This window comes from Halomicronema hongdechloris C2206, from assembly GCF_002075285.3.
Taxonomy (GTDB): domain Bacteria; phylum Cyanobacteriota; class Cyanobacteriia; order Phormidesmidales; family Phormidesmidaceae; genus Halomicronema_B; species Halomicronema_B hongdechloris.
This window is the reverse complement of record NZ_CP021983.2, coordinates 2,415,319-2,439,111: the sequence shown is the minus strand read 5'-3', so window position 1 is coordinate 2,439,111 and position 23,793 is coordinate 2,415,319. Positions and strand designations below refer to the sequence as shown.

Annotated in this window: 15 protein-coding genes and 1 pseudogene; 8 read left to right on the top strand and 8 right to left on the bottom strand. The window is 54.6% G+C overall.

Annotated features, from left to right (window positions below):
• The first annotated feature begins 509 nt into the window (after positions 1-509).
• From XM38_RS11005 to XM38_RS10985, 5 genes are all read left to right on the top strand, one after another.
• Positions 510-1,001: a hypothetical protein gene (locus XM38_RS11005; protein WP_080812659.1), complete on the top strand. Its 492-nt coding sequence runs from the start codon at positions 510-512 to the stop codon at positions 999-1,001.
• Between the two features lie 218 nt (positions 1,002-1,219).
• Positions 1,220-1,768 (top strand): hypothetical protein, encoded by a 549-nt coding sequence (locus tag XM38_RS11000; protein ID WP_137455079.1) that lies wholly within the window; start codon positions 1,220-1,222, stop codon positions 1,766-1,768.
• A 36-nt stretch (positions 1,769-1,804) separates the two neighbouring features.
• Positions 1,805-2,251, top strand: a complete 447-nt coding sequence (locus XM38_RS10995; RefSeq protein WP_137455078.1) for a hypothetical protein — start codon at positions 1,805-1,807, stop codon at positions 2,249-2,251.
• A 148-nt stretch (positions 2,252-2,399) separates the two neighbouring features.
• A complete protein-coding gene (locus XM38_RS10990; RefSeq protein ID WP_080812653.1) occupies positions 2,400-3,158 on the top strand; it encodes a fimbrial biogenesis chaperone in 759 nt (252 codons plus the stop codon).
• A gap of 170 nt (positions 3,159-3,328) precedes the next feature.
• Positions 3,329-6,532, top strand: coding sequence for a fimbria/pilus outer membrane usher protein (locus tag XM38_RS10985; protein ID WP_137455077.1), 3,204 nt, complete (start codon positions 3,329-3,331; stop codon positions 6,530-6,532).
• 67 nt (positions 6,533-6,599) lie between these two features.
• Here the strand turns inward: XM38_RS10985 and frr are convergent, their stop codons facing one another.
• From frr to XM38_RS10960, 5 genes and pseudogenes are all read right to left on the bottom strand, one after another.
• Entirely contained in the window at positions 6,600-7,121 is a 522-nt protein-coding gene (gene frr / locus XM38_RS10980; RefSeq protein WP_225889461.1) for a ribosome recycling factor, read from the bottom strand.
• Between the two features lie 22 nt (positions 7,122-7,143).
• A complete protein-coding gene (gene pyrH, locus XM38_RS10975) occupies positions 7,144-7,872 on the bottom strand; it encodes a UMP kinase (protein ID WP_080812647.1) in 729 nt (242 codons plus the stop codon).
• 174 nt (positions 7,873-8,046) lie between these two features.
• A complete protein-coding gene (locus XM38_RS10970; RefSeq protein ID WP_088429825.1) occupies positions 8,047-9,564 on the bottom strand; it encodes an HlyD family efflux transporter periplasmic adaptor subunit in 1,518 nt (505 codons plus the stop codon).
• Positions 9,565-9,581: 17 nt separating this feature from the next.
• Positions 9,582-12,566: pseudogene (locus XM38_RS10965) on the bottom strand (peptidase domain-containing ABC transporter).
• A gap of 403 nt (positions 12,567-12,969) precedes the next feature.
• Positions 12,970-13,410 (bottom strand): secondary thiamine-phosphate synthase enzyme YjbQ, encoded by a 441-nt coding sequence (locus XM38_RS10960; RefSeq protein ID WP_080812639.1) that lies wholly within the window; start codon positions 13,408-13,410, stop codon positions 12,970-12,972.
• 123 nt (positions 13,411-13,533) lie between these two features.
• Between XM38_RS10960 and XM38_RS10955 the strand changes: the two genes are divergently transcribed.
• Together XM38_RS10955 and XM38_RS10950 are read left to right on the top strand one after the other, a co-directional pair.
• The gene (locus XM38_RS10955) at positions 13,534-14,109 is read left to right on the top strand and encodes a hypothetical protein (protein ID WP_080812637.1); all 576 of its coding nucleotides are present in this window, start codon (positions 13,534-13,536) and stop codon (positions 14,107-14,109) included.
• Between the two features lie 45 nt (positions 14,110-14,154).
• Entirely contained in the window at positions 14,155-14,727 is a 573-nt protein-coding gene (locus XM38_RS10950; protein ID WP_088429823.1) for a Uma2 family endonuclease, read from the top strand.
• Here XM38_RS10950 and XM38_RS10945 read toward each other — a convergent pair.
• Positions 14,695-16,800 carry a carotenoid oxygenase family protein gene (locus XM38_RS10945; RefSeq protein ID WP_202978873.1) on the bottom strand — a complete coding sequence of 702 codons (2,106 nt, stop codon included), beginning with the start codon at positions 16,798-16,800 and terminating at the stop codon, positions 14,695-14,697. The two genes, XM38_RS10950 and XM38_RS10945, sit on opposite strands and share 33 nt — an antisense overlap.
• Before the next feature lie 86 nt (positions 16,801-16,886).
• A complete protein-coding gene (locus tag XM38_RS10940) occupies positions 16,887-19,247 on the bottom strand; it encodes a carotenoid oxygenase family protein (RefSeq protein WP_080812636.1) in 2,361 nt (786 codons plus the stop codon).
• 740 nt (positions 19,248-19,987) lie between these two features.
• On the opposite strand from XM38_RS10940, the gene XM38_RS10935 reads away from it, so the two are divergent.
• Positions 19,988-22,312 (top strand): RelA/SpoT family protein, encoded by a 2,325-nt coding sequence (locus XM38_RS10935; protein ID WP_080812634.1) that lies wholly within the window; start codon positions 19,988-19,990, stop codon positions 22,310-22,312.
• A gap of 282 nt (positions 22,313-22,594) precedes the next feature.
• Here the strand turns inward: XM38_RS10935 and XM38_RS10930 are convergent, their stop codons facing one another.
• The gene (locus XM38_RS10930) at positions 22,595-23,755 is read right to left on the bottom strand and encodes a glycosyltransferase (RefSeq protein ID WP_080812632.1); all 1,161 of its coding nucleotides are present in this window, start codon (positions 23,753-23,755) and stop codon (positions 22,595-22,597) included.
• Between the last annotated feature and the right edge of the window lie 38 nt (positions 23,756-23,793).

Genomic DNA, 23,793 nt, shown 5'->3' with positions numbered 1-23,793 from the left:
ATCTAGTCAGGCACACGCTAAACCTCGAAAGCCCTGTTGTTCCGAGATTTCCATGCACTTCATCGGCTTGGGAAACGCTATAGATGATCGAATTCGCAATTAAAATTAACCAAAAACGTCCGGAACCAGTAAGTCCCCCCTTCAACCAGACGACTGATTCCGTAGTTGTACGAGGTCGGCCTCGAATGTTCCAGATAAGTTCCGTACCTCTTCCGACGTGACATTAAAACAGACTGCCTATAGTAAGAACATAGGCAAGAAAAGCCTAGTTTCGAACTGAATCAACTCCCGTTTCGGACTCCCGTTTTGACTATGGATCTTTACCATTTCGGATGAACTAAATCTCCAATGTTCTTCTGATTAAGATCCTGTCTGGCTGCTAAGCCAGACGATATCAAACAGGAACCAGCATCTGCCACGTCAACTGAATCAGTGCTTTCCAAAACACACTTCCCATCAGTTAATTTTGAAACCCATAGCTCAACGCATTCGCGTTTAGGAGGATTCCCATGTTACTACGTCGTTTTGCCATTACTTCTGCAGTTCTGCTCGGTGCTGCTGTTGTCAGCTCTCCTGCCTTCGCCGATACCGTAAACCTCAGTGGCTCAGTGGCTGACACCAGTACTGTGACATCAACTGCAACGCCAGGGGCAAGCGCCCTCAGCCTCGGTGGTGAGGGTACGGCTGCTGCCGATACCGTAGCTCAAGTAGCCGATCTGGCCCTTGAATCTAACAGTAGCGATGGGGTCACCCTAACAGCCGCTGCCGATGGATTATTAACCAATGGCACCGACAGCCTGGCTTATCAGGTTTTGATTGTGGCTGATGGTGCCGCTGCTCCAGTTGCCACCGACTTCAGTGCCGATAATGACAGTAAAAACGTTACAGACTTCACTAGCGGTGCCGCCGCTCGCGATCTCTACATCGAGTATGACGCTCCTGACTTGTTAGACCCTGGTACCTATACCAGCAGTATCACCGTAACGGTCACGGATAACTAAGCAAGAGCCCCCTGCAACCCTGTGTCTGACTCGAAACGATAGTTGAGGAATTGTAGGGGTGGTCATGAACGTCCACCCCTCTTTTTATCCTGATCTACAAGCAACTATCGCTGACTTGGTCAGACACTAAAACCGTTGTTATCAGGATATATTTTTCTACCAAGAAAATAGATCATCACGATTAACGGGTGTGCCATGTCATTGCAGAGGATCTCCAGATGGCTATTCGGTGTCATCCCTATCATCTGGTTACTCTGGGGCTACTGGTTATAGTGCTGGCGTTTATTCCGGTTGAGGCAAAACCGATTGATTCTCGCTTGAGTTTAAAGGATCGATCTAATCGCATTCGATTGCAGGGAACTGTCCAATCAATCTTGAGTGTCACCGTTGAGTCAGATGGTCGAAACAATATTGATTTACTGTCAGCCAGTGATGTTTCAGAGGACGAAGCCGCTAGCATCGTGTGGGAAGATTCTAGTAGCCACCAGACCGCAACAAGTACTAGCCCAACCGTGACTAGCGAATACACTGTAGTTCGCAAAGTATTTCAACTCGGTGTATTCAGTAATACGGGAGTGGCTCAAAAAATTAGTCTGTCGTCTACCGATCATTACTTTGAATCCTCATCCGGTCAGCGTGTGCCCTACATAGTCGGTATCAATTTAGCAACTAATGCTGTCTACGTTCGCTATAATCCGGCTGATTTTTCGCCCCATGAAAATTATCACACTAAAATTGCCCTGACGATTACAGGAGATAGTCCATAGTAGTCAGCCAGCATTGCCAATTGGGAGGTCATGCCCATGAAACTCAACGGAATTTGGAGTACTATTCTCCTACTCTCAATCGCATCTCCAGCCGCAGCACTCCCCACTCTCAGCACCAGCTCAACGACCACTGCCAGTAGTCTTGATTTAGATGGAGAGGGCACTGCCACCACCCATATTGTCAAGGTGGCAGATCTATCCTTCTCGACTGATAATACCTTAGGCTTAACCCTGCAGGTCACATCGGGCGCAATCACCAAACTAGCTGGGGAAGATATCGAATTCCAGGTTGTAACAGTACCTAATGATGCGTCAGCCCCTGCGGAAGCAGACTTTACGGTTCCCTCTGGATCGGCCTACACCTACGTGACCAGTGCGGCGGGTAGTGAAGCCCGAGATCTCTATATCTTATACACCCCGTCGGCGTTACAAGATCCTGGAGATTACAGCGGCATCATTGATGTGTCGGTCTTTGACAATTAAGCGCTATCGTTGTGTCCCGCTGCAGCCCTAATTTCTTGTCCATCTCTTGACAATTATTAGTGTGGTTGATGTGCTGCTCAAGCGAATAGTGGGCAACCTATTAACAACCAGTTCGATATCTTGTTCCAACTCTGATGAGGTTAGTCCTATGAAATGGGTATTCCAGGCATTGGCAGCATTACTATTCTTGGCAGTAGCCAGTATTAATCCTGCCCTGGCGTTTCAGCTGAAGCCAATTTCCCAGGTATTTGCTCCCATTGGGGAAGGGGCCACGAAGTCTTATGAAGTCGTGAATGATAGCGACGAGCGCATCGCCGTAGAAGTGTCGGTGGTGGAGCGCAACATGGATATCGATGGTCAAGAGTCCTATGAACCAGCTGACGAGGACTTTCTGGTTTATCCACCTCAAATGATTCTGGAGCCACAATCAGTCCAGACTGTGCGAGTGACCTGGTTAGGGGATCCAGACCCATCCCAAGAGTTAACCTATCGTCTGGTTGCCGAACAATTGCCAATTAACTTGGCTGATCCAGATGCCCAGGTGACGCGACCAGTGGGATCGGTGCAGATTTTGCTGCGTTACTTAGGCTCTCTCTATGTGCGCCCAGCGGATGTAGCGCCAGATGTTCAGGTCGCCTCTGTTGAGGCGATCACCGGTTCTGAGGGCGAGGCCCAGGTGGCGATTACCCTGGCGAATCAGGGCACAGCCAGTGCCCGCCTGCGAGACTTACAGGTAAGCTTAACCGCCCAAGGAACAACGCTCAATTTAGGTCCAGACCAACTGGACGGTATGGCTGGCCAGATCGTCTTGCCCGGTCATCAGCGTCGCTTTGTGATGCCACGGCCTACGAATTTAGCCAATGGTGAGATCACGGCCACGATCGAGTATCGTCAGGAGGACGAGTAGTCAGGGACCAGGGCAGGCAGTGAATGCCTGGTTCACGCCCATGACGAGTTGTAACAATGATGATGACGTTTACCGGGCTTGGGGGACTGAAGCTGGAATGCACTAAGTAGCCCCCAAGTCTTGCCAGCTAAACCAGCCTAGATCCTGATCGGTTGGTTGGAGGGATTTGCATGCTACCCATGATTTCCATAGCCTGTGAGGGTGCGATCGCACCACCCCAAGAGCCACCCCCTATAGACTCCCCACCGGCCCAGGTAGACCCCAAGGAGATGGACAATTCCTGTGAAACATCTTCTGGAGCATCCGAACCGGAGCAATCAGAGCAAAGTCCTGCCTTCTCTAGGGCAAGAGCATCTCATCAAGCATCTCCAACCCTAGCCAGCCAATTCCCGGTGGCGTCGCCCGAGAGAGCAACACCAGGGCCTGCATTTGCCCGTGGCTCCATCGACAGTACCCAAGCCACCGATCTGCAAGGCACCGTAGGAGTGCGCACACCATTGCGCATCACTAGCTCCCCAGGGGCTCAAGCGGCAGCAGCGCCAGCAACATCGGCTGAGTCCGATGATCAAGCCAAGACTGCCATGGGCGAGGTTGCGCTTACCGAGGTCCCTTCCACCGAAAATACTAACGACGACATCACAACTTCCCCCCCCCTGAGCACCCGAACAACTATCAACCCAGAGTTCTCCCCATCTGAGATATCGCGCTCTGCTGCGTCATCTAGCGGAGCTTTCTCGGATATCAATAGGCAGGTCTCAACACCTGTAACGTCGCCTTCTCTGGCTGACACTGCAGACACCTCATTACCCCCTACAGCTCCCACTGAGCAGAATCCAGCCTCAGAGGAGACTCCCCCTGCTGAAGACGCAGAGTCTGCTGACCCTTCTCCAGCCGACGCACCCGCTACCAATCCTGCCGACTCTCCTGAGCCAGAGAACGAGACCGATCAACTCTTTGAAGACGTCTTTGGTACCCCTCGCAATCGCGGTCCCCAACAAGTAATAGTTCCCCTCTTCATCAATGATCAGCAACGGGGGCAGATCTTTCTGCAACTACCTGGGGGCAATCAGGCCGATATTTTAGTGGATGGCAGCGACTTACTAACGGCTACTGAAGCGTTGGTACGGCCCGATATTCAGGCTCAGCTATCGGTAGCTGTGAATGGCGCAGGCCAGATTAACTTGCGTGATATTCGCCAAGTTGGCTTAGAGGTGACCTTTGACGATCGCCGCTTAGAGCTGCAGATCCAAATACCCGCCGCCCTGCGGGCCACGAATATATTGGATGTCGATGACCGCGATTTACCGCCTGGCTACGAGACGGCACTGCGCCCCAGCCATACCAGTGCCTATGTCAATGTGCGGGGCGGCCAAACCATGGTTTGGACCGGGAATGCTGATGAGACAGGACGAGAACCGTTGCTGTTGAATTTCGATGGTGCCCTCAACGTTGCGGGTTGGGTTTTAGAGGGCCAGATCGATTTCACCGAAGATGGCAGCCCTGCCTGGCGACGCGGCAATCTCAGCTTGGTTCACGATGATATTTCCCAAGCCATTCGCTATCGCCTTGGTGATTTGTCTTTGCCCACGCGGGGCTACCAAAGCAGCATTCCTATGGGAGGAATTACCGTAGCTCGTAATTTTTCCTTGCAGCCCTTTCGCGTCACGCGCCCCATTAGTCGCTTTGAGTTTTTCCTGGAACGCCCGGCCACTATCGAGGCCTTCGTCAATGGTCGACTGGTACAGACGCTACGCCTGGATGCAGGTCCCCAGGATGTGCGTAACCTGCCCCTGAATGCCGGGATTAACGATGTTCAACTTGTGATTACTGATGATGTCGGCCAGGTGCAGCGGCTCGACTTCGCTACTGGCGTGTCTGGGGGCTTACTGGCACCAGGAGTCCAACAGTTTGCCTATAGTCTAGGGATGCCGTCAGAGCAGGTGGGGGTGAGTCGGCGCTACGACGCTAGCAAATCGGTGCTTACCCTATCCCATCGTGTCGGGGCAACCGACAAGTTGACCCTTGGCGGGTATTTCCAAGGAGACTTGGAACAACAGTTGCTTGGCCTGGAGGGGACCTGGGCCACGGCAATCGGTAATTGGACCTGGGATGCCGCCGCCAGTCGCCACAACACCTTTGGCTGGGATGTGGCCATGCGGGTCTTCTATGACTTGCTACGGCGAGGTGCGTCCAGTACCGATCAACGCACTCTGCGGCTAGGGCTGGAGTATCGAGGCGGAGATTTCATCACCATTGGCACCGAAACTCCATCTAATCCCAATCGCCTAGATATGACTGCCGCCTACAGCCAGTTGATTCTGGGGGATGTGCGAGCTACCCTCAGTGGTCAATATCAGCTCAATCGCGACGATGCGTCCGATGCCTATGACATTAGACTGGTGTTAGCCAAACCCCTGGGACGGGGCCTGAATCTCACCCTCAATGGCAGCTATGGCATGGATAGAAATGGTGACCGGATTCAGCAGGTGAATATTGGTCTGACGGCGTCCTTACCGCGACAACGGCAAACCATCACCAGCACGACCACATTGGATCAGGCTGGAGTCCCCACCAGCCGCCTGAACTGGAACTACAGTTCTCCCCGCTCCCTGGATGGCATCAGTACTTCTCTGGGAACTGTTCTCAATGCCAGTGACATTGGAATCACGAGTCAGACTCGATATTCAGGCTACCGAGCCTCATTGACTCTAGATAATACGGTGGCCATGCCGCGAGGAGTGGCAAATCGTCCCCTGGAAACCACGTCTCGCTTAACCTGGGGAACTGCTTTTGTCATGGCTGATGGCATTATTGGCTGGTCTCGACCCATCGATAACAGCTTTGCCATCGTCACTCGTCAGGGCACAGCCGACGATCAGCTGATTAGAGTCAATCCCAGTGTTACGGGAGAACAAGGACGAGCCGATGGCATTGGTCCGGCAGTTGTCCCGATTCAACCCTACAGCTTGACTACGTTGTCCTTGGATGCGCCAGATTTACCGGTTGGCTATGATCTCGGCGAGAGTAGCTATACCCTGTTGCCCTCTTACCGTAGCGGTACAGTAATTACCGCTGGCACCGAGGCAACGGTCTTTATTCGCGGTGTCTTGGTGGGAGCAAATGGCAACCCAGTATCGTTGCAGCGGGGCGTCATTGAATCCCTCTCAGATCCTGACTGGCCTGATGTTGAGCTCTTTACCAACCGGGTAGGGCGATTCGCATTATTTGGCTTTAAGCCGGGTCGCTATGCGGTGAGAGTGTTTGGCTTAGAGGGAGGCGTCACAGAGTTTGTGATTCCGGAGCAGGCTTCTGGATTGCACCAGGTAGGGACCTTGAAGTTGCCGGTAGCGGTAGATGATCTGGAGGATTCCTAGGAGTTTACACTGAATGGGTAATGTTCCCAGGGGGAGCCAGAGGGAAATGATCCCCCTGGAATATGGCTTAGACGGTCATGATGTCCTTTTCTTTGTCTTCTAGGGCAGCGTCGATCTTGGCGACGTACTTGTCGGTGAGCTGCTGAACGTCATCTTGAAGACTGCGAGACTCGTCTTCAGAGAGGGTGCCATCTTTTTCTTGTTTGCGTACGAAGTCGATACCATCTCGGCGGATATTCCGGATGGAGACGCGTCCTTCTTCGGCGTATTTACCGGCTAACTTTACAAATTCCTGACGGCGCTCACTGGTGAGCGGTGGAATATTGAGTCGGATAATAGACCCGTCGTTGTTCGGGGTTAGCCCGATGTCTGAGAGAGAGATGGATTTCTCGATGGTAGATAGCGACCCTGGGTCATAGGGTTGAATCATTAGGGTGCTGGCATCGGGTGTGCTGATATTAGCTAAAGATTTGAGCGGTGTCGGTGTGCCATAGTATTCCACCATGACCTTGTCTAAAAGGGCGGCGTTGGCACGACCGGTGCGAATGGTATTAAATGCTCGCTGAGTGGCCTCAACGGCCTTCTGCATTGCCTCTTCGATTTCATCGATGCTATCGAACTTCACAGGAATCCCCCACAATTGTGCCAATGGACTCTCCTACCACGGCTCGGTGAATGTTACCGCGCCTAGATAGGTCAAATACCATGATCGGGATGTTGTTATCTTTGCATAATGCGATCGCAGTACTATCCATTACCTTAAGATCATGGGCTAGCACATGGCTATAGGTTAGGCTTTGATAGCGTTTGGCATCGGGATTGAGTTTCGGATCGCAGTCGTAGACGCCATCCACCTGGGTCGCCTTAAAGACCACGTCAGCATTGATTTCAGCCGCCCGCAGAGCCGCTGTGGTGTCAGTGGTGAAGAAGGGGTTGCCAGATCCAGCCCCAAATATAACCACCCGGTTCTTTTCTAGATGGCGAATGGCGCGACGGCGAATATAGGGTTCTGCCACTTCCTGCATGGCGATAGCCGTTTGGACGCGGGTCGGGACTCCCATCTGTTCTAAGGCATCTTGTAGGGTCATGGCGTTCATGACGGTGGCAATCATGCCGATGTAATCGGCGGTAGCCCGATCCATGCCCGCCGCTGCCCCCTTAATGCCGCGAAAAATATTGCCACCGCCGACGACGATGGCAATCTGAACGCCGCTTCTGACGACGTCGGCTATCTCTTGGGCGATGGTCTGAACGACGGTGCCGTCAATCCCATAGGACATGGTGCCCATGAGGGCCTCACCGCTCAATTTGAGTAGTACCCGTTGGTAGGTCTTTCCCATGAGATCGTTAAGTTTAATGGGTCTTTCCACCTAAATATACCGACTCGAGGCGGTAAGTTCTGTAAGAATTCAGCTTGGAAAATGCCCGGCATTATCCCGGGTGATAGTAGAGTAAAGCTACACCCTCCTGAGCCCAGGGAGTCGTGCCGCTCGAAATGGCTCATTCCCCTTTGGCTAGCCACCGGATTTCAAGCTATCGATTTTCCGCACGAATAGGTCGGTGAGGATAGTAATTACCCGGCGCTTGCGCAGCTTAATATTGGCGCTGACTGACATGCCTGACTGCAGGGTGAGACTGTACCCTTCTTGGCTGAGGGCCTGCTGGGATAACTCGATTTCCGCCGGGAAGCGGAAGTAGGAATGGGTGTCGTTGGGGGGCAGGGCATCGGAGCCGATGTGTACCAGGGTGCCATCGATGTCGCCGAATTCACTGAAGGGATAGGAATCTATACGCACATCTACGTTGAGTTGGTCCTGTTGGTCGAACTGTTGTTTGACGAAGCCGATGTCGCGGTTGGTGATATAGACCCGGGCTACAAGGGTATCGTTAGGCACAATTTCCAGCACGGGGTCGCTGGAATTGACGACGTAGCCTTCTTCATTGGCTTGCAGGTTGAAGATCGTCCCACTGACCGGAGCCCGCAGCTGTTGATAACGCCGGGTTTGTTCTAATTGGGTGAGTTGTCCCTCAATTTCCTCTAGGCGTTTTTCGTTCTCTAGGATGGTTTTGTTGAGTTGGCTGTCGATAGTTGCGATCGCAGATTCATTGTCCGCAATCAGGGTCTGGAGATCTTCACGGGACTGCAGCAAGGTATTACGTAGTCGTTCCTGGGCCTGGGCAATGGCATAACGGAGCCGCTCTTCTTCTTCCACTAAACTATTCACCTGGGCCTGGCGATTATTCACCTGCTGCTGCTGCTGCAGATAGGGAATCTGAGCCACAGCCCCCTGCTTAAACAGGGGAGTAATCCGATCGAGGATCTCCTGGTTCACCCGTAGCTCTTCGCGGGCGTTGGCCAGTTGCACCCGAGTTTGAACCAGCTGTTGATTCAGCTGGTCAGCCTCTAAGGCCACTACTGAGAGACTCGAATCCAGCTGTTCTAAGGACGTGTTCAGCCGTTGTCGCTGTTCGACGGTAAGGGGAGCACCGGATCCCACTCCCTGCAGCTGCAACCGGTAAAGCTCATTTTCAGCCACTAGAGTGGACCGATTCCGAGTCAACTGAGCGATTTCAGGAGCAAGATCTGGCCGGGCAGTCGTCGTGTCTCCGGCTAACTGGGCGCGGTAAAACTGGTTTTCTTGAATCAGCTTCTGGCGAATTTCCTGTAGGGATTGACGTTGGGCCTCGGTGGCTTCCGGGTCAAAACTCACCAGCAGCTCTCCTTCCTCGACTGTCTCCCCCTCTTCCACATGGAGGCGGTCGATGACTCCGCCTACGGGAGCTTGCACCGGCTGCACCACCCCCTGGGGTTCTAGTTTGCCCTGGGCCGGGATTGCTTCTTCGATCTTGGCTAGGCAGGCCCAAGCCACGGTGGCACTAGTGACCCCAACAATGGCCCACACCACTGCCCGTGACCACACTGGCGACTGGCGTAGTACTACCGCCTGGTCGAAGTCGGGCGGCAAGCTGGGAGACTGACTGCTGACCGATTTGCCGTTTTGACTCTCAGCAGTACGGTTGATTAACGCCATGGGTCTCTTACCTCCGCTTAAACGGCACTGGCTTGTTGTTGGTACAGGCAGTAATAGCGTCCTTTCAGGGCCAGCAGCTCCTCATGGCTGCCCTGTTCTACGGCGGCCCCCTGATCCATGACCAGGATCTGATCCGCCGGCTGAATGGTGTTTAGGCGGTGGGTAATGAAGAAGACGGTGCGATCCCCGGCCCAGGCCTGCAGGTTAAGGCATACTTGGCGTTCGGTGTCATAGTCGAGGGCACTGGTGGCTTCGTCCAGGATGAGTAGACGAGGCCTCTGCAGGATCGTGCGGGCAATGGCGATGCGCTGTCGCTGGCCCCCCGATAGGCTGGCCCCCCGTTCGCTGACCCGAGTGTTATAGCCCAGGGGCAAATCCATGATGAAGTCGTGGGCACAGGCGACTTGGGCGGCTGCAATGATGCGCTCGATTTCGGCCTCGGGGTTGGTCAGGGCAATGTTTTCTTGAATGGTGCCCTCGAATAGGAGGCTGTCTTGGGGGACAATACCCACTTGCTGCCGCAGGGAATACAGCTCCACCTTGCTGATATCGTAGCGATCAATCAAAATCCGTCCAGCATCGGGGGTGTAAAGTCGGGGTAGTAATTTCATCAGGGTACTCTTGCCAGACCCGCTCTGGCCGACAATGCCAACAAACTGACCCGCCTCGAACTCCAAGCTGACATTGGCTAGCTGCAGGGGACCGGAGGGGGCAAAGCGGAAGGAGATATTTTCGTACTGCACCCGTCCCTGAATATGGGGCATGGGAATTTGATCCCGATCGGCCTCGTCTGTCTCCTGAGGATGATCGATGATATCACTGAGGCGCTCCAAGGACAGGGCTGTTTCCTGGAAATTCTGCCACAGTTGGGCCAGCCGCAGAATTGGGGCGGTGACGTAACCAGAGATGATGCGGAAGGCAATTAATTGGCCCAGGGTCAGCTCTCCCTGCAACACTAGGTAGGCGCCTACCCACAACACTAGCAAGGCCGACAGTTTATTCAAAAAGTTGCTGGCAGAACCAGCGGTGGTGGAGGTGAGGACGGTATTAAAGCCGGCACTGACGTACTGGGCGTAGCGTTCCTGCCAGCGCCAACGGGTCCGTAGTTCCAGATTTTGGGCCTTAACGGTCTGGATGCCGGAGAGGGACTCTACCAGGTGGGCCTGGGTGGCGGCGTTGCGCTCAGCCTTAATCCGTAACTGGCGGCGGACAATGGGCGCGACCAGGGCTGTCAACAGCACGAATAGGGGAATACTGGCCAGGGCCACTAGGGTGAGCAACCAGCTGTAAATAAACATGACCACGATGTAGATGACGGAGAAGACCGCATCTAGCACCACAGTTAAGGCCGTGCCGGTGAGGAACTGCCGGATATTTTCCAACTCGTTGATGCGGCTGGAGAGTTCCCCCACCGGGCGACGGTCGAAATAGCGCAAGGGCAACCGCAATAGGTGATCGATGATCTCTGATCCCAGAGACATGTCGATGCGGTTGGTGGTATCGACGAACAGATAGGTGCGCAAGCTGCTAAGGATGGCCTCGAAGATAGCCACCACCACCAGAAAAATGCCCAAGACATGGAGAGTGTCGATGCTGTTCTGGACGATGACTCGATCGATGATCACCTGCACCATCAGGGGGTTAGCCAGGCCGAACAGTTGCACGAAAAAGGAGGCCACGAAGACCTCTAATAATACCCAGCGATAGCGCTTCAGGTAGGGAAGGAACCACTGTAGCCCAAAGCGTTGCTGCGGGGTTTCCTTGGTGGTCTCCAACAACAAGACGTCTCCGGATTGCCCCCAGACCTCTTCAAACTCTAAGGGGGTGCGGCGGCGAATACCGACTTCGGGATCCCCGATCACATAGGTTTTCTGATTGGTTTCGTAGAGGATGGCAATGCCGTCTTGCCAGGTAATGAGGGCTGGTGTCTTCAGCCGGGGCATGGCACTGGCGGGCAGTTTTACCAGTTGGCTGCGGAGGCCAACCATTTCGGCGATGGCCCCACAGAGGGGCAAGGATACCTGCCCCAGTCGCTGCTGCTGGGTGACCAAGACTCGACGGATGACATCACGACGAAAGGGCATGTTGAACAGCTGGCTGAGCATTTCGAAGCAAGCCAGGGTGCCCTCAATGTCGCCCCGACCTCGCACATGGGGATAGTTGCCCTTGGTGTCTGCAGCGTCGTCTCCACCGTCGGTGGATGGCGGTGGCGCTAGGGGAATCGTGTCGGCCTCGACGGTATCGCCGGTATAGACGGTGGCTTCTGAAAAGGCGGCAGGGGTGGGGGCGCTTGTGGTCTCTGCGTCTGCAGTCTCTGCTGTGGGTGGAGTCAGGGGGGGGAAGCCGACCAATCGGGCCGGGGACTGAGGACCTCCAGGGTGCTGTGCCGATCGACAGGACTACGACAGGATGGTTGAGCACGGTGCCCCACTCCCCCACCAGGTCAAGGTCGGATCTAGATGTTGTAGGGAGGCTGGACCTTGGCTGAGGGGATGGACTCGAGCCGTTTCGCAGACCTGTTGGGCCTGACGCTTGAGATCGCCGGGATCTTGAGCTCGACTTTGGACTTGTTGCGCGATTAGGTCAAAGGTTTCGATGAAATAGATGCGATCGCAAATGGCCTGGCCAAAAGCAGGGTACTGCTCGAGGAATTGCAGAATGGTGTAGGCAGGTAGCGGCAGGGCGATCAGTTCTGTGGAGGCAATCACTGTCTCGCAAGGGACACCGCGAATAAGACTGATGATGCCCAGTAATTCCCCCGGCCCCAATCTCTGCAAGGTGGTGGGCTGCTGGGTGCGAGGATCTTGACCCAGCAGACGAGCGTGCCCCTCTAGAATTACCATCACCTGCTGGCTCAGGGTTTCGCGCCGCAGTATGGGCTGACCGATGCGGTAGCGCCAGGGCTGAGCCCCTTGTAAAAGCTGAGCTAAAGCGGCCTCAGGCAGCTGGTCAAAGGGAAATTGCTGAGCCAGCTGCTGCTGGATAGAAAACGATGTGAACATCCTCGACTACCGCTGAAAGGATGGTTGCCAAAAATTACTGTTAAGCAGGCTGAGCGGTGACATCTATCCCTATGAAATCATCATCTTGAAGAATTACAACCACAGTTTCGCAGAATCTCTAGAGGCGGGGCTCCACTGGAGACAGAACCCATCGCCCTAGACTCGGGCATAGCCGGTCTGCTTAGCTGATAGCAGCTGCTCTGGCAATGGCAGTGCCTGGCCTAATGGCACAGGCTGAGCCACTGCCCCCAGCCAACATAACTCAACCAGCGTAAACGTATCAGATCGAGCGGCTAGCCTTTCCCGAAACGAGCAGCATTCATCCCAGATTAGTGACTGGGTCAAGCGCAGCCATGATTGAGGGGACAGTAACGTGACGGATGGCGCAAAGGCCATAAGCACTCTAGAGTTCCCCGGTCACCTGCACAAACAGGGTTCGTTGGCGGGGGCCATCTAATTCCACGAACAACACTGACTGATAGGTGCCCAGGGCCAATTCCCCATCGACGATGGGGATCACTTCGCTGGTATTGAGAGTCATGGCCATCAGATGAGAATGGGCGTTTTCCGGTTCATCGGCGGGCACATCCCGCAGGTGCAGGTCATTGTGTCGGTAGACCTCTGTGGGGGGAGCCAGTTTGCGCAGATAGGTCTTGATATCGGTCAGCAACCGCGTTTCGTATTCGTTAATGGCCAGGGCGGTGGTGGTATGGCGGCAGAACACGAGCACTTGCCCCTGCTGCACCTGGGTGGAGTTGACGACGGCTTGGATGGTGGCAGTGACGTCATAGAGGCCGATGCTGTCGTCGGTGGGGAGTGGCAATGTGGTATGGAAAATGGTCATGGTCCATTGCTCAGGTGGGCAGCACCCTTTGCATCATAGGGGGCTCTGGGACGGTTAGCTGAGTTGCGATCGCATAGTTCTGGAGATATCACGGTATCAGCCCCGCCGTTATCTTCCAGATTTATGATTTCGCTCCTAGTTGCCCTCAGCAGTTCCCTGCCGGCGCCCTCTTTGGCCCAGGCAGAAAATCCCTGCCAGAACACCGACACCGTCCTCCCTGCCGAGGACACCCGCCGCCTTACCCTAGAGCAATTCGGCGTCGCCCTCAGCATTCCGGCCAACTACCGAGCCATCCTACGCAACGACGGATCGGTCCAAGTGGTCGATCCCGGCACCTATAATCTCATCCGCTGCCAGATTCAAGGCGGCGATCTCCTGGGGCGCGGCTTCTCAGAACTGGTGATTCGCCAAGTCGATGCCGCCGCCGAGGACTCCCTGGAAACCGTTGTCCGCGACGCTGTCTATGCGGAAGCGCCAGGCCCACGGCCATCTTCCTGCATTTCCCCCTACCCACTGCAGGGCCAGCAGGGATATCTGGTGCAAACTCCCACCGGCCGCCATGCGGAATTTTGGCTACACCCCCCCAACACGTCCACCATTACGGTGCTGGAGACCAGCTGTGACTGCCAGGGCATGGTCGACCGCTTGATCGAGGTACTAGAGACGACGGAACTGCTCGCCGCCTCTGCCTCCCCCTAGCCACAGTCAGTATGATCGAAGTAGTTCAACCCGCCAGTGGCAACCATGGTGCAGGCTCATCCGCAGTTCCATACCTTTGAGGACTTCCTCGCCTATACCGAGGACATAGAGGCGTACTATGAACTCGTCAACGGAGCCTTAATTGAGGTGCCCCCCGAGTCGGATGAGAATCTGTATCGGGCGCTGCAGCTCTATGAAGCGCTGCAGCCTTTGGTAGGGATGCGACAGATCCGCCTGCAGGGATTGGCCTTAGCTGTGCCAGGGGAGCCCAAAAATCGCTACCCTGACCTGACCATATTGCGCCCAGAGCATCCGGACCAAATGGGTGCTTTGGGGCGAGCTGCCATTACCCTGGACATGTTGCCACCGCAGTTGGTGGTTGAGGTCGTTAGTCCGGGCGCTGAGAACCATCGCCGCGACTACATCGACAAACGCAATCAGTATGAATGGCGCGGTATTCCAGAGTATTGGATTGTAGACCCGGTGGTCGGCCAGGTTACGGTGTTCTCTCTGACGGAGCGGGGCTATGCCGCCACTGCCTTTACTGGCGACGCGGTGGTTGCATCCCCCAGTTTTCCAGGTTGGTCATTGACCGCTACGGCCATGCTCGCCCTCTGACCCGGTGGCAAAGTGAGGATAGACGGCGGTCTCAAACAGCCGACGAATGGCCGGAGCCGCCTGCTCCACTAAGGGACCATAGTCGGCCCGCACGGGGATATGGTAAGCGGCCTGACGGCGGGCAATGGTCGGTAGCCAGGTGGTATGGATGGTATAGCCGGGTTGAAAGTCAGGATGGGCCAGGCGGCACAGGGGGCCTTTGGCCAGGTGGGCGGCATCGAAGATCCACAGTTCTTTGGCTCGGACTGAAATCACCGGACAGACCAGATAGCCGTCGGTATCGGTCTCTCCGGCCCCGGCCCGCGGTATGAATTGGGGGGAGTTGACCACATGGCCATCCCATCCCCCATGGGCATCGGTGAGGGGAAACTCATAGGCATCGACGATGGCCATGGTGTCGAGATCCAGACGCACCAGGCTGGAGGGACGCCCCTGGCCCTGCTCCGGAATCGGCCACAGCTGCTCTAGGGGCACTAGGCGATGGGGATAGTCTTGATAGAGTTGATGGATGAACTCGGGCAGCAGGTCGGGCCAGAATCCTAAAGACTGCCAGTAGAGGGATTTAAACCGCCGCGGCGGTTGGCCGTTGCTGCCCTGCTCACGATAGGTATAGAGGCCCAATCCCCAGGTGCGGTGGCTGTCTTGGATGACGTGGGAACTGAGCAGTCGGCCCTGTTCGGCATCGATGACGTAGCGCCCCAGGCGACCCACATCCATGGCCCCCACGGCAATCATGCCCTGCAGAGCCGCCGGTAGGGGCTGATGGTCGATGGCGGAGACATCATAGCGTCGCACCCATTCTGAGACATCGGTGGCACATTCGTGGGCGATATGGACGGTGACGCGCCCTTCCGGGTTGTCATAGTCCACCAGGAAGTGACCGGTTTCCAGGGGAATGGTCAGCCGTTGAGCCACCACATCTAAGACTTGCTCCGATGTAGCCGGGGGCACCAGCTGCTCCCGCCGTACCAGATAAATGGCGGTATTAGGTTCCTGGGGGCGGGTTAGTAGAGTGCGCACGGCCCGGTTGCCCACCTTACTATGGGGCAGAGGACGACTGAGGATTTGCTCTAGACCGAATTTAAGGGAGGTGTCCATCAGGATCACATAGTCTTGGCTCACCCCGATTTGATGCATGGTCTGCTCAATCCGCACCGGGTCGCCCTCGGCATCGACCAGGCGCCAGCGTTGAAAAGCGCCTTGACCGTCCCAACGGATCAAATAGACGAAGTTGGCCACTCCCAAGATCTTCTCGATGGGCCCCTGCAATTGTTTCAGCAGGGCCTGGGCCAAATCTTGCCAGGGACTCAGTAGCCTATTGAGCAGGCTATCCAGGTTTGCCCAGGATGCGATTGCATCCAGCAGGTCTTCTAGCTCTTGAGGCAACTCATCCAACTCATAGAGCAGCGGAATCGTCTCCAGAAAATTGGCCAGGGAGCGACCATAGTTGACCGTGAACAACTCCTGGGTGCAGGGATCGAAAGCAGGATGGGCCGTGCTCAACACCGCTGGAAAGGGCACCCGCAGATTCATCCCCGGTCGCCATTCTCGATTGCTACCTACTGGTGTCACCACCTCCAGGGTGACCGGATCGATCTCATAGGGTCGCCCCCCATCAAAGGTCAGTAACAGCCGGGCCGGACCATCGGCCTCAAAAGCCATGGGCACAAAGGCCGTATTCAGCTGGTTGCGCATGCCCAGAGCCAACGAAAAGCGGGCCATGCCAAAGTCTCGAAACCGATAGCGCTGTTCCGGGCTGCCGGGGCGAGTCGCCAAGTCCGCATAATAGCAAGGGGTCTTGGCCAGGCGGGTGGTCAGCCGCACCCGTCCCGCCTGATCGAAGTCAAGCCGATAGATCAGGCCATTGCCATTCCACACATGGGCCCCATCTGGATTGGGCAGGCCATCGGAAGTCACTGACCCCACCGGCGCCACCATGAACAGATGCCCCTGCAAATCCTGGGGCAATTCCCCCGCCACCAGCTGTAACTCTACATCGGTGAGCTCATTGGCACTGGCTGTCATCATCGCCGGGGGAAACGGTGGCCAGGGAAACGATTGAGAAGAAGTCATCGGGTCTCAGGAATGACGGCAAATATTAATCGGGTCAAGGGCAGCACCACGGGTCTCTTCTGGCCAAGCTACTGCCTATGCCTAGGCTAGGACCCCGATGGCGGCTGGAAATGGGGATAGACATGGTCGCGAAACAATCGCTCCAGGCGTTCTCGCCGTTCTGACGATAGTTTGGCCAGGCGCGGTTCATAATCCTCCGGCACCGGCACATAATAGCTGGCTCGCCGCGGATTCAGCCGTGGCAACCAGGTGGAATGGATGGTCATGCCGATGGCCAGCTGCGGATGACTGAGCTTACACACCGGTCCCTTAGCTAGGTGGGCCGCATCAAACAGCCACAATTCGCTCTGAGCCGGATCGTCACTGGTGTTGACGATGCACATCAGATACCCGGCTGTGGGATCATCACCGCCGTCGCGCCGGGGTACAAACTGGGCCGAGGTACCAAAACACCCCGGGGGAAAGACATAGCTGTCAGTAATCTCCATGGTTTCCGTGTCTAAGCGGCAGAGATTCACCGGCAATCCCTGCTGCGTCAGGGCCAGCACCTGCTCCACCGGCAATTCCCGGTAGGGATAGTCGCGGTAGAGCTCGGCAATATAGTTCGACAGCAGATCGCCGCGACAGCCCCAGGAATTCCAGTAGAGACTGCGAAACCGCCGCACTGGCGACACTCCATCGGGGCAGGCATAGGCAAAGATAGCCGTCATCCAGGTATGGTCAAAGTCGGTGAGCACGGTGGACTGACATAGCTCCCCCGTTTCCCCATTGATGACGTAGCGACCCAGGTGGTTGATATCGATGGCCCCCGTCGACATCCCCAACACCGCCGGAAACTCGCTGTAGGGAAAGTGATCATAGGGACGGGTCCACTCCGCCGGATCCCAGCCGGTATTGTGGGCCAAATGCAGGGTGAGTTGGCCATCGGGCGTGTCATAATCTGCTAGAAAGTGGGCGGCACTGCGGGGAATCACCACCCGCTTGGCCACCACCTGGGACTGGTCAGGGTCCAGGTCTTCTCGCTTGATGATGTAAATCGTCGTATCCGCCGACTGGCGAAAGTCCAACAGATGGCGAATCAGCCGCTCTAGCTTGGGAAAGTGGGGGGCGGGGCTGGTGAGTAGTTGCTCGGCCCCCAGCTTAAACACTGTATCCATCAGCACCACATAGTCCTGGGTGATGGCAATCTGATGCATACTCTGAAAGATGCGGGGAGACACCTGCTGGCCGTCTTCCTCGACCACTACCTGCCATTGCTGTAAGGGTTGGTGACCATCCCACACCATCAGATGGACGAAGTCTTCCATATTTACAGCCGCCTGCAGCAGCCGCCGGGCTACCCCGATGAGGCGCAACACCTCCGAGAGCAGATCGTGCAGGGAGTCAAAGCCGTCTTCCAATTCCTCTTCCAGTAGTTCCAGGAATCCCTTCCACAGCTCTCGGTAACGCCGCTGTCGGGGAATGGTGACGGCATCGGGCAGCCAATCCTCTAGCTGCAGCAGCACCGAGATTAGCCCGGACAGGGTCTGGCGTAGGTTAGTGCGCAACTGCTGCCGTCCTCCCTGCCAGAGCTCTCGTAGCTCCTGGGGCAGGCTATCCAGCACCTGAGCCTCGGTATCCAGAAAGGTCTTCAAGGGTTGCCGCACCAAGTTCACCCGCTGCTCAATTACATCCAGCAACCGTTCGAAGTCGGCCAGGATGGCTTCCACTGGCTCTGGCAAGGGCTCGCCCGCCTCGTTGGTGAAGATGGGCCAGAGGGCCGTCGCCACCGACTTACCGTAGTTCACCGTAAACAGCTGCGGCGGCGTATCGGGGCGATCGGTATTGGGGTCGAAGGCGCTGTGGGCCGTAGTGGTGAAGATGCCGAAGGGCAGAGCCAATTCAATCTGTTCGCGCCATTCCTGGTTGTAGCCGACCGGCGTCACCGCCTCCAGGGTTTCCGGGTCGATCTCGTAGGGGCGGCCGGCATCCCAGGTGATCAGCAGCCGCAGTCCTTCTTCGGGATCAAACAGCAGGGGTTGAAACGCCGTATTAACCTCATCGCGGAAACCCAATCCAAAAGACAGGCGAGCCAGGCCATGGTTGTGATAACCCAGATCGGCGTAGTCGCTGCCGGGGAGACTGGCCAGGTCAGTGTAGTAGCAGGGAGTGCGGGCAATATGATTGTTTAGGTAGGCAGTTTTGCCACTGAAGTCAATGCGATAGACCATGGCATCGCCATTAAACAGGGGGGTGCCGTCGTGGGAGGGTTGGATTAAATCAGTGCCGGGCAGAGTGGGGTCGGTGAGGCAACCGCCGGGACCGATAAAAAAAGCGTGGCCGTAGATGTCGTTGGGTAGACGGCCTGCTTTGACTTGCAGGGGTTCTTGCTTGAATTCGGTGCGACTCAGAAGACTGACGGAGGCGGGAAAGGGGACAGGTAAGGGCTGGGGCTCGGAGCGGGTCATAGGTGATTAGGGATGAAGGGGCTGCCGCCAGTTTAGCCGGGGTCTTTGGCAAATCGCCAAGGATATAGATCACATTTTTCCTGGCAGTATCGTCTGACCCTAGCACGCTGCGCAAACGTCCAAAATCCCCGCTCAAGAGATCACCTCAGGGTCAATTGAGCACAAAATATGGCCCAGCCATCGTCAATCTCTCTACTCCCGACACCTCTCAACCCTGGTCGCGCAACTCAACCTCCCTCAAGACGTTCTGGTGAGAAATCCGGGAACTAAGTGCCCCCTAACAGTAATGACCCCTCTGTCTTGCCTCCACTCCCCAACTTCCTAGCTAAAAAATTAACTCCTGAACTTACGCCGCAACCGGTTAAGGACCAAGGATTGTACTGCCATCACCAACCCACGCCCTTATGCGAACTGGTATCGAGTTTGACTATGATGGTGTATTAAGCAAGATTTAGTGTATGCTCACACCTTAACTTGGCAGTAGATCCTTCCTCAGACCAGCGCTATGATCTGAAGCACATTAATAATTGATTAAATTAGCGAGCCATCTGGTCTAGCGCTAGCCACAACCGGTTCGCATATCTGTCAAGGTTCTCACCCGTGTCATAACCCTCTGGTCCCTAGGTCACGCCTGCCTACTAAGCCGGGAACTGACTTAGGCATCCAGTTTATCAAAGGTCCTCTAGGGAGCTTTGACCATTGGGGTCAAGACGGTAGTTATGTAGCCCTGAAGTAGTCCTATGAATGTTGCTAAGACCCTCGACTCAACCGCAGATCCAACATTGGCAGATACGCTTGATCTGCCTGACGACTGTAATTTACCTAACTGGCTACAAACCTGCCTGCTATCTCAAAGCCCCGATTTAGAAGACGAATCCGAAGAAATCCGAGAGAACAAATCTAACAACCGCCTCGTCTGTCAAGCCTTTCAGTTTGCTTACACGCTCCATAAAGGACAACGCCGGGCCTCGGGGGAACCGTACATCTGTCACCCCATTGCTGTAGCTAGCTTACTTCGAGATCTCGGTGGTGATAGTGCCATGATCGCGGCTGGTTTTCTCCACGACGTGGTCGAAGACACCGATGTTACCCCCGACGAAATTGAAGCCCACTTCGGTCAAGAGGTTCGCCAATTAGTTGAAGGCGTTACCAAGCTCTCAAAGTTTAACTTCCAAAGCAAAACTGAGCGTCAGGCCGAGAACTTTCGGCGGATGTTCTTAGCGATGGCTCAGGACATTCGGGTGATCGTGGTCAAGCTGGCCGATCGGCTCCACAACATGCGCACTTTAGAGCATCTCAGTGATGAGAAACGCCGCCGCATCGCCCAAGAGACCCTGGAAATCTTCGCCCCATTGGCCAACCGCCTAGGGATAGGACGGTTTAAGTGGGAGTTAGAGGATCTGTCTTTCAAGTATCTCAAAACCGATGCCTACAACAAGATGCGAGAGCATGTTGTCGAAAAACGCGGGGATCGAGAAGCCCGCCTGAAGCAAATTGCCCAAACCTTGCGGCAGCGCCTACAACAGGCTGGCATCAAGGTGATTGAAGTGAGCAGCCGGCCCAAACATCTCTACGGCATCTACTGCAAAATGGAACGTCAGCACAAAGACTTCCATGAGATTTATGATGTTGCTGCTATCCGCTTGATTGTCGGCACTAAAGAGGAGTGTTATCGCACCTTAGCCGTTGTTCACGATGCCTTTCGGCCGATTCCAGGGCGCTTTAAAGACTACATCGGCCTACCCAAGCCCAACCGTTACCAATCCCTGCATACAGTCGTTATCGGCACTTCCGGACGCCCCATTGAGGTGCAAATTCGCACCCTAGAGATGCACCACGTTGCCGAATACGGTATCGCGGCCCACTGGAAATATAAAGAAACTGGCAGTTCCAGTAATACTCCCGTCACTACGGATGATGAGAAATTTACCTGGCTACGGCAGCTGTTGGAGTGGCAAAACGACCTTAAAGATGCCCAGGAATTCCTAGAAAACGTCAAGGGAAACCTCTTTGATGAAGATGTCTACGTGTTTACCCCTAACGGAGACGTCATCTCCCTCAATCGGGGAGCTACGCCAGTCGATTTTGCCTATCGCATTCATACTGAGGTCGGCAATCACTGTGCCGGGGCCCGAGTCAATGATCGCATTGTCACTCTCGATACTCCCCTAGAAACAGGAGATATCGTTGAGATTATTACCCAGAAAAACAGTCATCCTAGCCTGGACTGGCTCAATTTTGTGGTGACCGCAGGGGCCCGCAACCGCATTCGCCAGTGGTATAAGCGATCCCACCGGGATGAAAACGTTGCCCGCGGCCGCGACATGCTAGAGAAAGAGTTGGGCAAGAATGGCTTTGATGCCCTGCTAAAGTCGGCCCCAGCCCAAGCGGCAGCAGAGCGCTGCAACTACTCCACCGTAGAAGACTTATTGGCTGGTCTAGGCTACGGCGAAGTCACCCTGAATCTGGTAGTGAATCGCCTGCGAGAGGCGGTAAAGGCTCAACAACCGATTGAAGCCGACAGTAAGGAAGCCCCCGATCCAGAACAGTTGATAGCAGAGGCGATTTCCAGTCCGAGCCTGAAGTCCAAGGTATCCCCGTCAACCTCTCCCATCCTGGGAGTGGAAGGATTACTCCATCACATCGCTGGCTGCTGTAATCCCTTACCCGGGGAACCCATCATTGGAGTAGTGTCCCTGGGCAGCCGTGGCATTGCTATTCATCGCCAGGGATGTCCCAATGTGGAGTCGATTCCCGGGGATCGCTTGATTCCAGTCAGTTGGAATCAAGCCGAAAGTAATGGCAATAATCGGCAAACCTATCCAGTGCAAGTCAAAATCGAGGTGATTGACCGAGTAGGTGTCCTCAAAGATATTCTCTCCCATTTGTCCGACTTGCAGATCAATGTCTACAAGGCCCAGGTGAAAACATTCCCCGGACAAACTGCAGAGATAGACCTAGGGCTGGATGTGCGCGACCATGCCCATCTCGATCGCACCTTTAACCAGATTCGCAAGATGACTGATGTATTGAGGTTGCGGCGGGTTAGTGAAGCCGATGGTTAGCGTGATTGCCAGGGATAACGTCCTGATCAGAGCGTTACTGACATTGCCAAGACGGTTGCCCCTTCTGTTGCGATCGCATCCGATTTAGGATTAATCAGACCATTATCCTTTTCAAGATCAAGATGTCCCAGTGATTGTCCTGACGCGGGGACTTCATCCAAATAAGGATACCCCTTTGGATACAGAAGTAAGTTCGGACTTACTAGATGAAGCCGTAGCGGTGGCAGAAAAGATAGTCAGAGAGCTTTTGAAAACCCTGACTTAGCAACTCACAAATAGTCTTTATAGGGAAACAGCGCTCCTTGTAGTTCCATGGTACTGCTCTAGAGTTTCTTCGTAGAGTGTTTCTAATAGCTGGATCTGCCGCTGCCGATCAAAGTTAGTCTCCACATGTAACCGTCCTTGTCGGCTAAATGATTGCCATAGCTCATCGTCCTGAAAGAGATGGGCGATATACATGCCTAGATTGTCAGAATCATGTTCTTCGACTAGGAATCCCGTTTGTTGATGAATGACGGCTTCTGGAATGCCCGCATGAAAGGTGCTGACCACCGGTAATCCCATAGCCTGAGCTTCCAAGACAACATTAGGTAATCCTTCTGAGTCTCCTTGCACAGAGGTAATACTGGGGGCAGCTAAGACTCGAGCTCGATTCATCCAGTCTTTAACCGTTGCATGGGATTGCACCCCTAAAAACCGGCACTGCTTCAGATGCTTTTCAGCAAATTTTTCCAAGCCTTCCCGCAAGGGACCATCCCCAATTAAAATCAAGCGGACCCCAGGATGTGCCATTTGCACTTGTGCCATTGCCTTTAATAAATCCTGGCATCCTTTCTTCTCGGTCAAGCGGCCAACAAATAGGACAACGGGCTCCCTAGAAATATTCATATCAGCCCGGAACTGCTGAATGTCAACTCCATTGTAGTGGGTCATTATTTTATCGTCAGGAAAGCCCTGTTCAATTAACTTCTTACGAATGAAATGGGAGACTGTCAGGAATAAATGGGTCGTCTGCTTCAATTGATCGAGCCGCTGATAATAGATCCAGTGATTTATAGACGAGAACCGTACAACTTCAGGATCTAAGGTTGCATCGGCCCCTCTGTAATGAACGATTAGGGGAATATCCAAAGATCTCATTGAGGACAGTAGCAATGCACCACTGAGCCCAAATTGGGCATGAATCAAAACTGGATCAATCTTACGAAGTATATCCCTCAGTGTCCGAGAACGCCCTGTTAGCTTGAAAAGGAGTTCTTTCAACTTCCCTGACGATGTTCCTGGGTTAATGACAGAGGTTCTTTCTGCCGGTAGAGATAGACCATCAACACGACGACATCCCACATAATGGGAAGTGAATTGCTGCAGTCCTTCTGCTTGAGCTTTTATAAACGTTTGAGATGGAGGCAGTAACAGACTGCTAAATATTAATATATTAGACACTTTTATGTCCTTTCCGATTCATATGGTATTTCTGGATT

What these genes read in the sequence shown, in the direction of transcription:
- XM38_RS10955 (WP_080812637.1), top strand. Translation starts at nt 13,534, where the DNA reads ATGATTTCGCTCCTAGTTGCCCTCAGCAGTTCCCTGCCGGCGCCCTCT.
- XM38_RS10960 (WP_080812639.1), bottom strand. Translation starts at nt 13,410, where the DNA reads ATGACCATTTTCCATACCACATTGCCACTCCCCACCGACGACAGCATC.
- XM38_RS11005 (WP_080812659.1), top strand. Translation starts at nt 510, where the DNA reads ATGTTACTACGTCGTTTTGCCATTACTTCTGCAGTTCTGCTCGGTGCT.
- XM38_RS11000 (WP_137455079.1), top strand. Translation starts at nt 1,220, where the DNA reads ATGGCTATTCGGTGTCATCCCTATCATCTGGTTACTCTGGGGCTACTG.
- XM38_RS10995 (WP_137455078.1), top strand. Translation starts at nt 1,805, where the DNA reads ATGAAACTCAACGGAATTTGGAGTACTATTCTCCTACTCTCAATCGCA.
- XM38_RS10970 (WP_088429825.1), bottom strand. Translation starts at nt 9,564, where the DNA reads ATGGCGTTAATCAACCGTACTGCTGAGAGTCAAAACGGCAAATCGGTC.
- XM38_RS10990 (WP_080812653.1), top strand. Translation starts at nt 2,400, where the DNA reads ATGAAATGGGTATTCCAGGCATTGGCAGCATTACTATTCTTGGCAGTA.
- XM38_RS10935 (WP_080812634.1), top strand. Translation starts at nt 19,988, where the DNA reads ATGAATGTTGCTAAGACCCTCGACTCAACCGCAGATCCAACATTGGCA.
- frr (WP_225889461.1), bottom strand. Translation starts at nt 7,121, where the DNA reads ATGCAGAAGGCCGTTGAGGCCACTCAGCGAGCATTTAATACCATTCGC.
- XM38_RS10985 (WP_137455077.1), top strand. Translation starts at nt 3,329, where the DNA reads ATGCTACCCATGATTTCCATAGCCTGTGAGGGTGCGATCGCACCACCC.
- XM38_RS10950 (WP_088429823.1), top strand. Translation starts at nt 14,155, where the DNA reads ATGGTGCAGGCTCATCCGCAGTTCCATACCTTTGAGGACTTCCTCGCC.
- XM38_RS10940 (WP_080812636.1), bottom strand. Translation starts at nt 19,247, where the DNA reads ATGACCCGCTCCGAGCCCCAGCCCTTACCTGTCCCCTTTCCCGCCTCC.
- XM38_RS10945 (WP_202978873.1), bottom strand. Translation starts at nt 16,800, where the DNA reads ATGACTTCTTCTCAATCGTTTCCCTGGCCACCGTTTCCCCCGGCGATG.
- pyrH (WP_080812647.1), bottom strand. Translation starts at nt 7,872, where the DNA reads ATGGGAAAGACCTACCAACGGGTACTACTCAAATTGAGCGGTGAGGCC.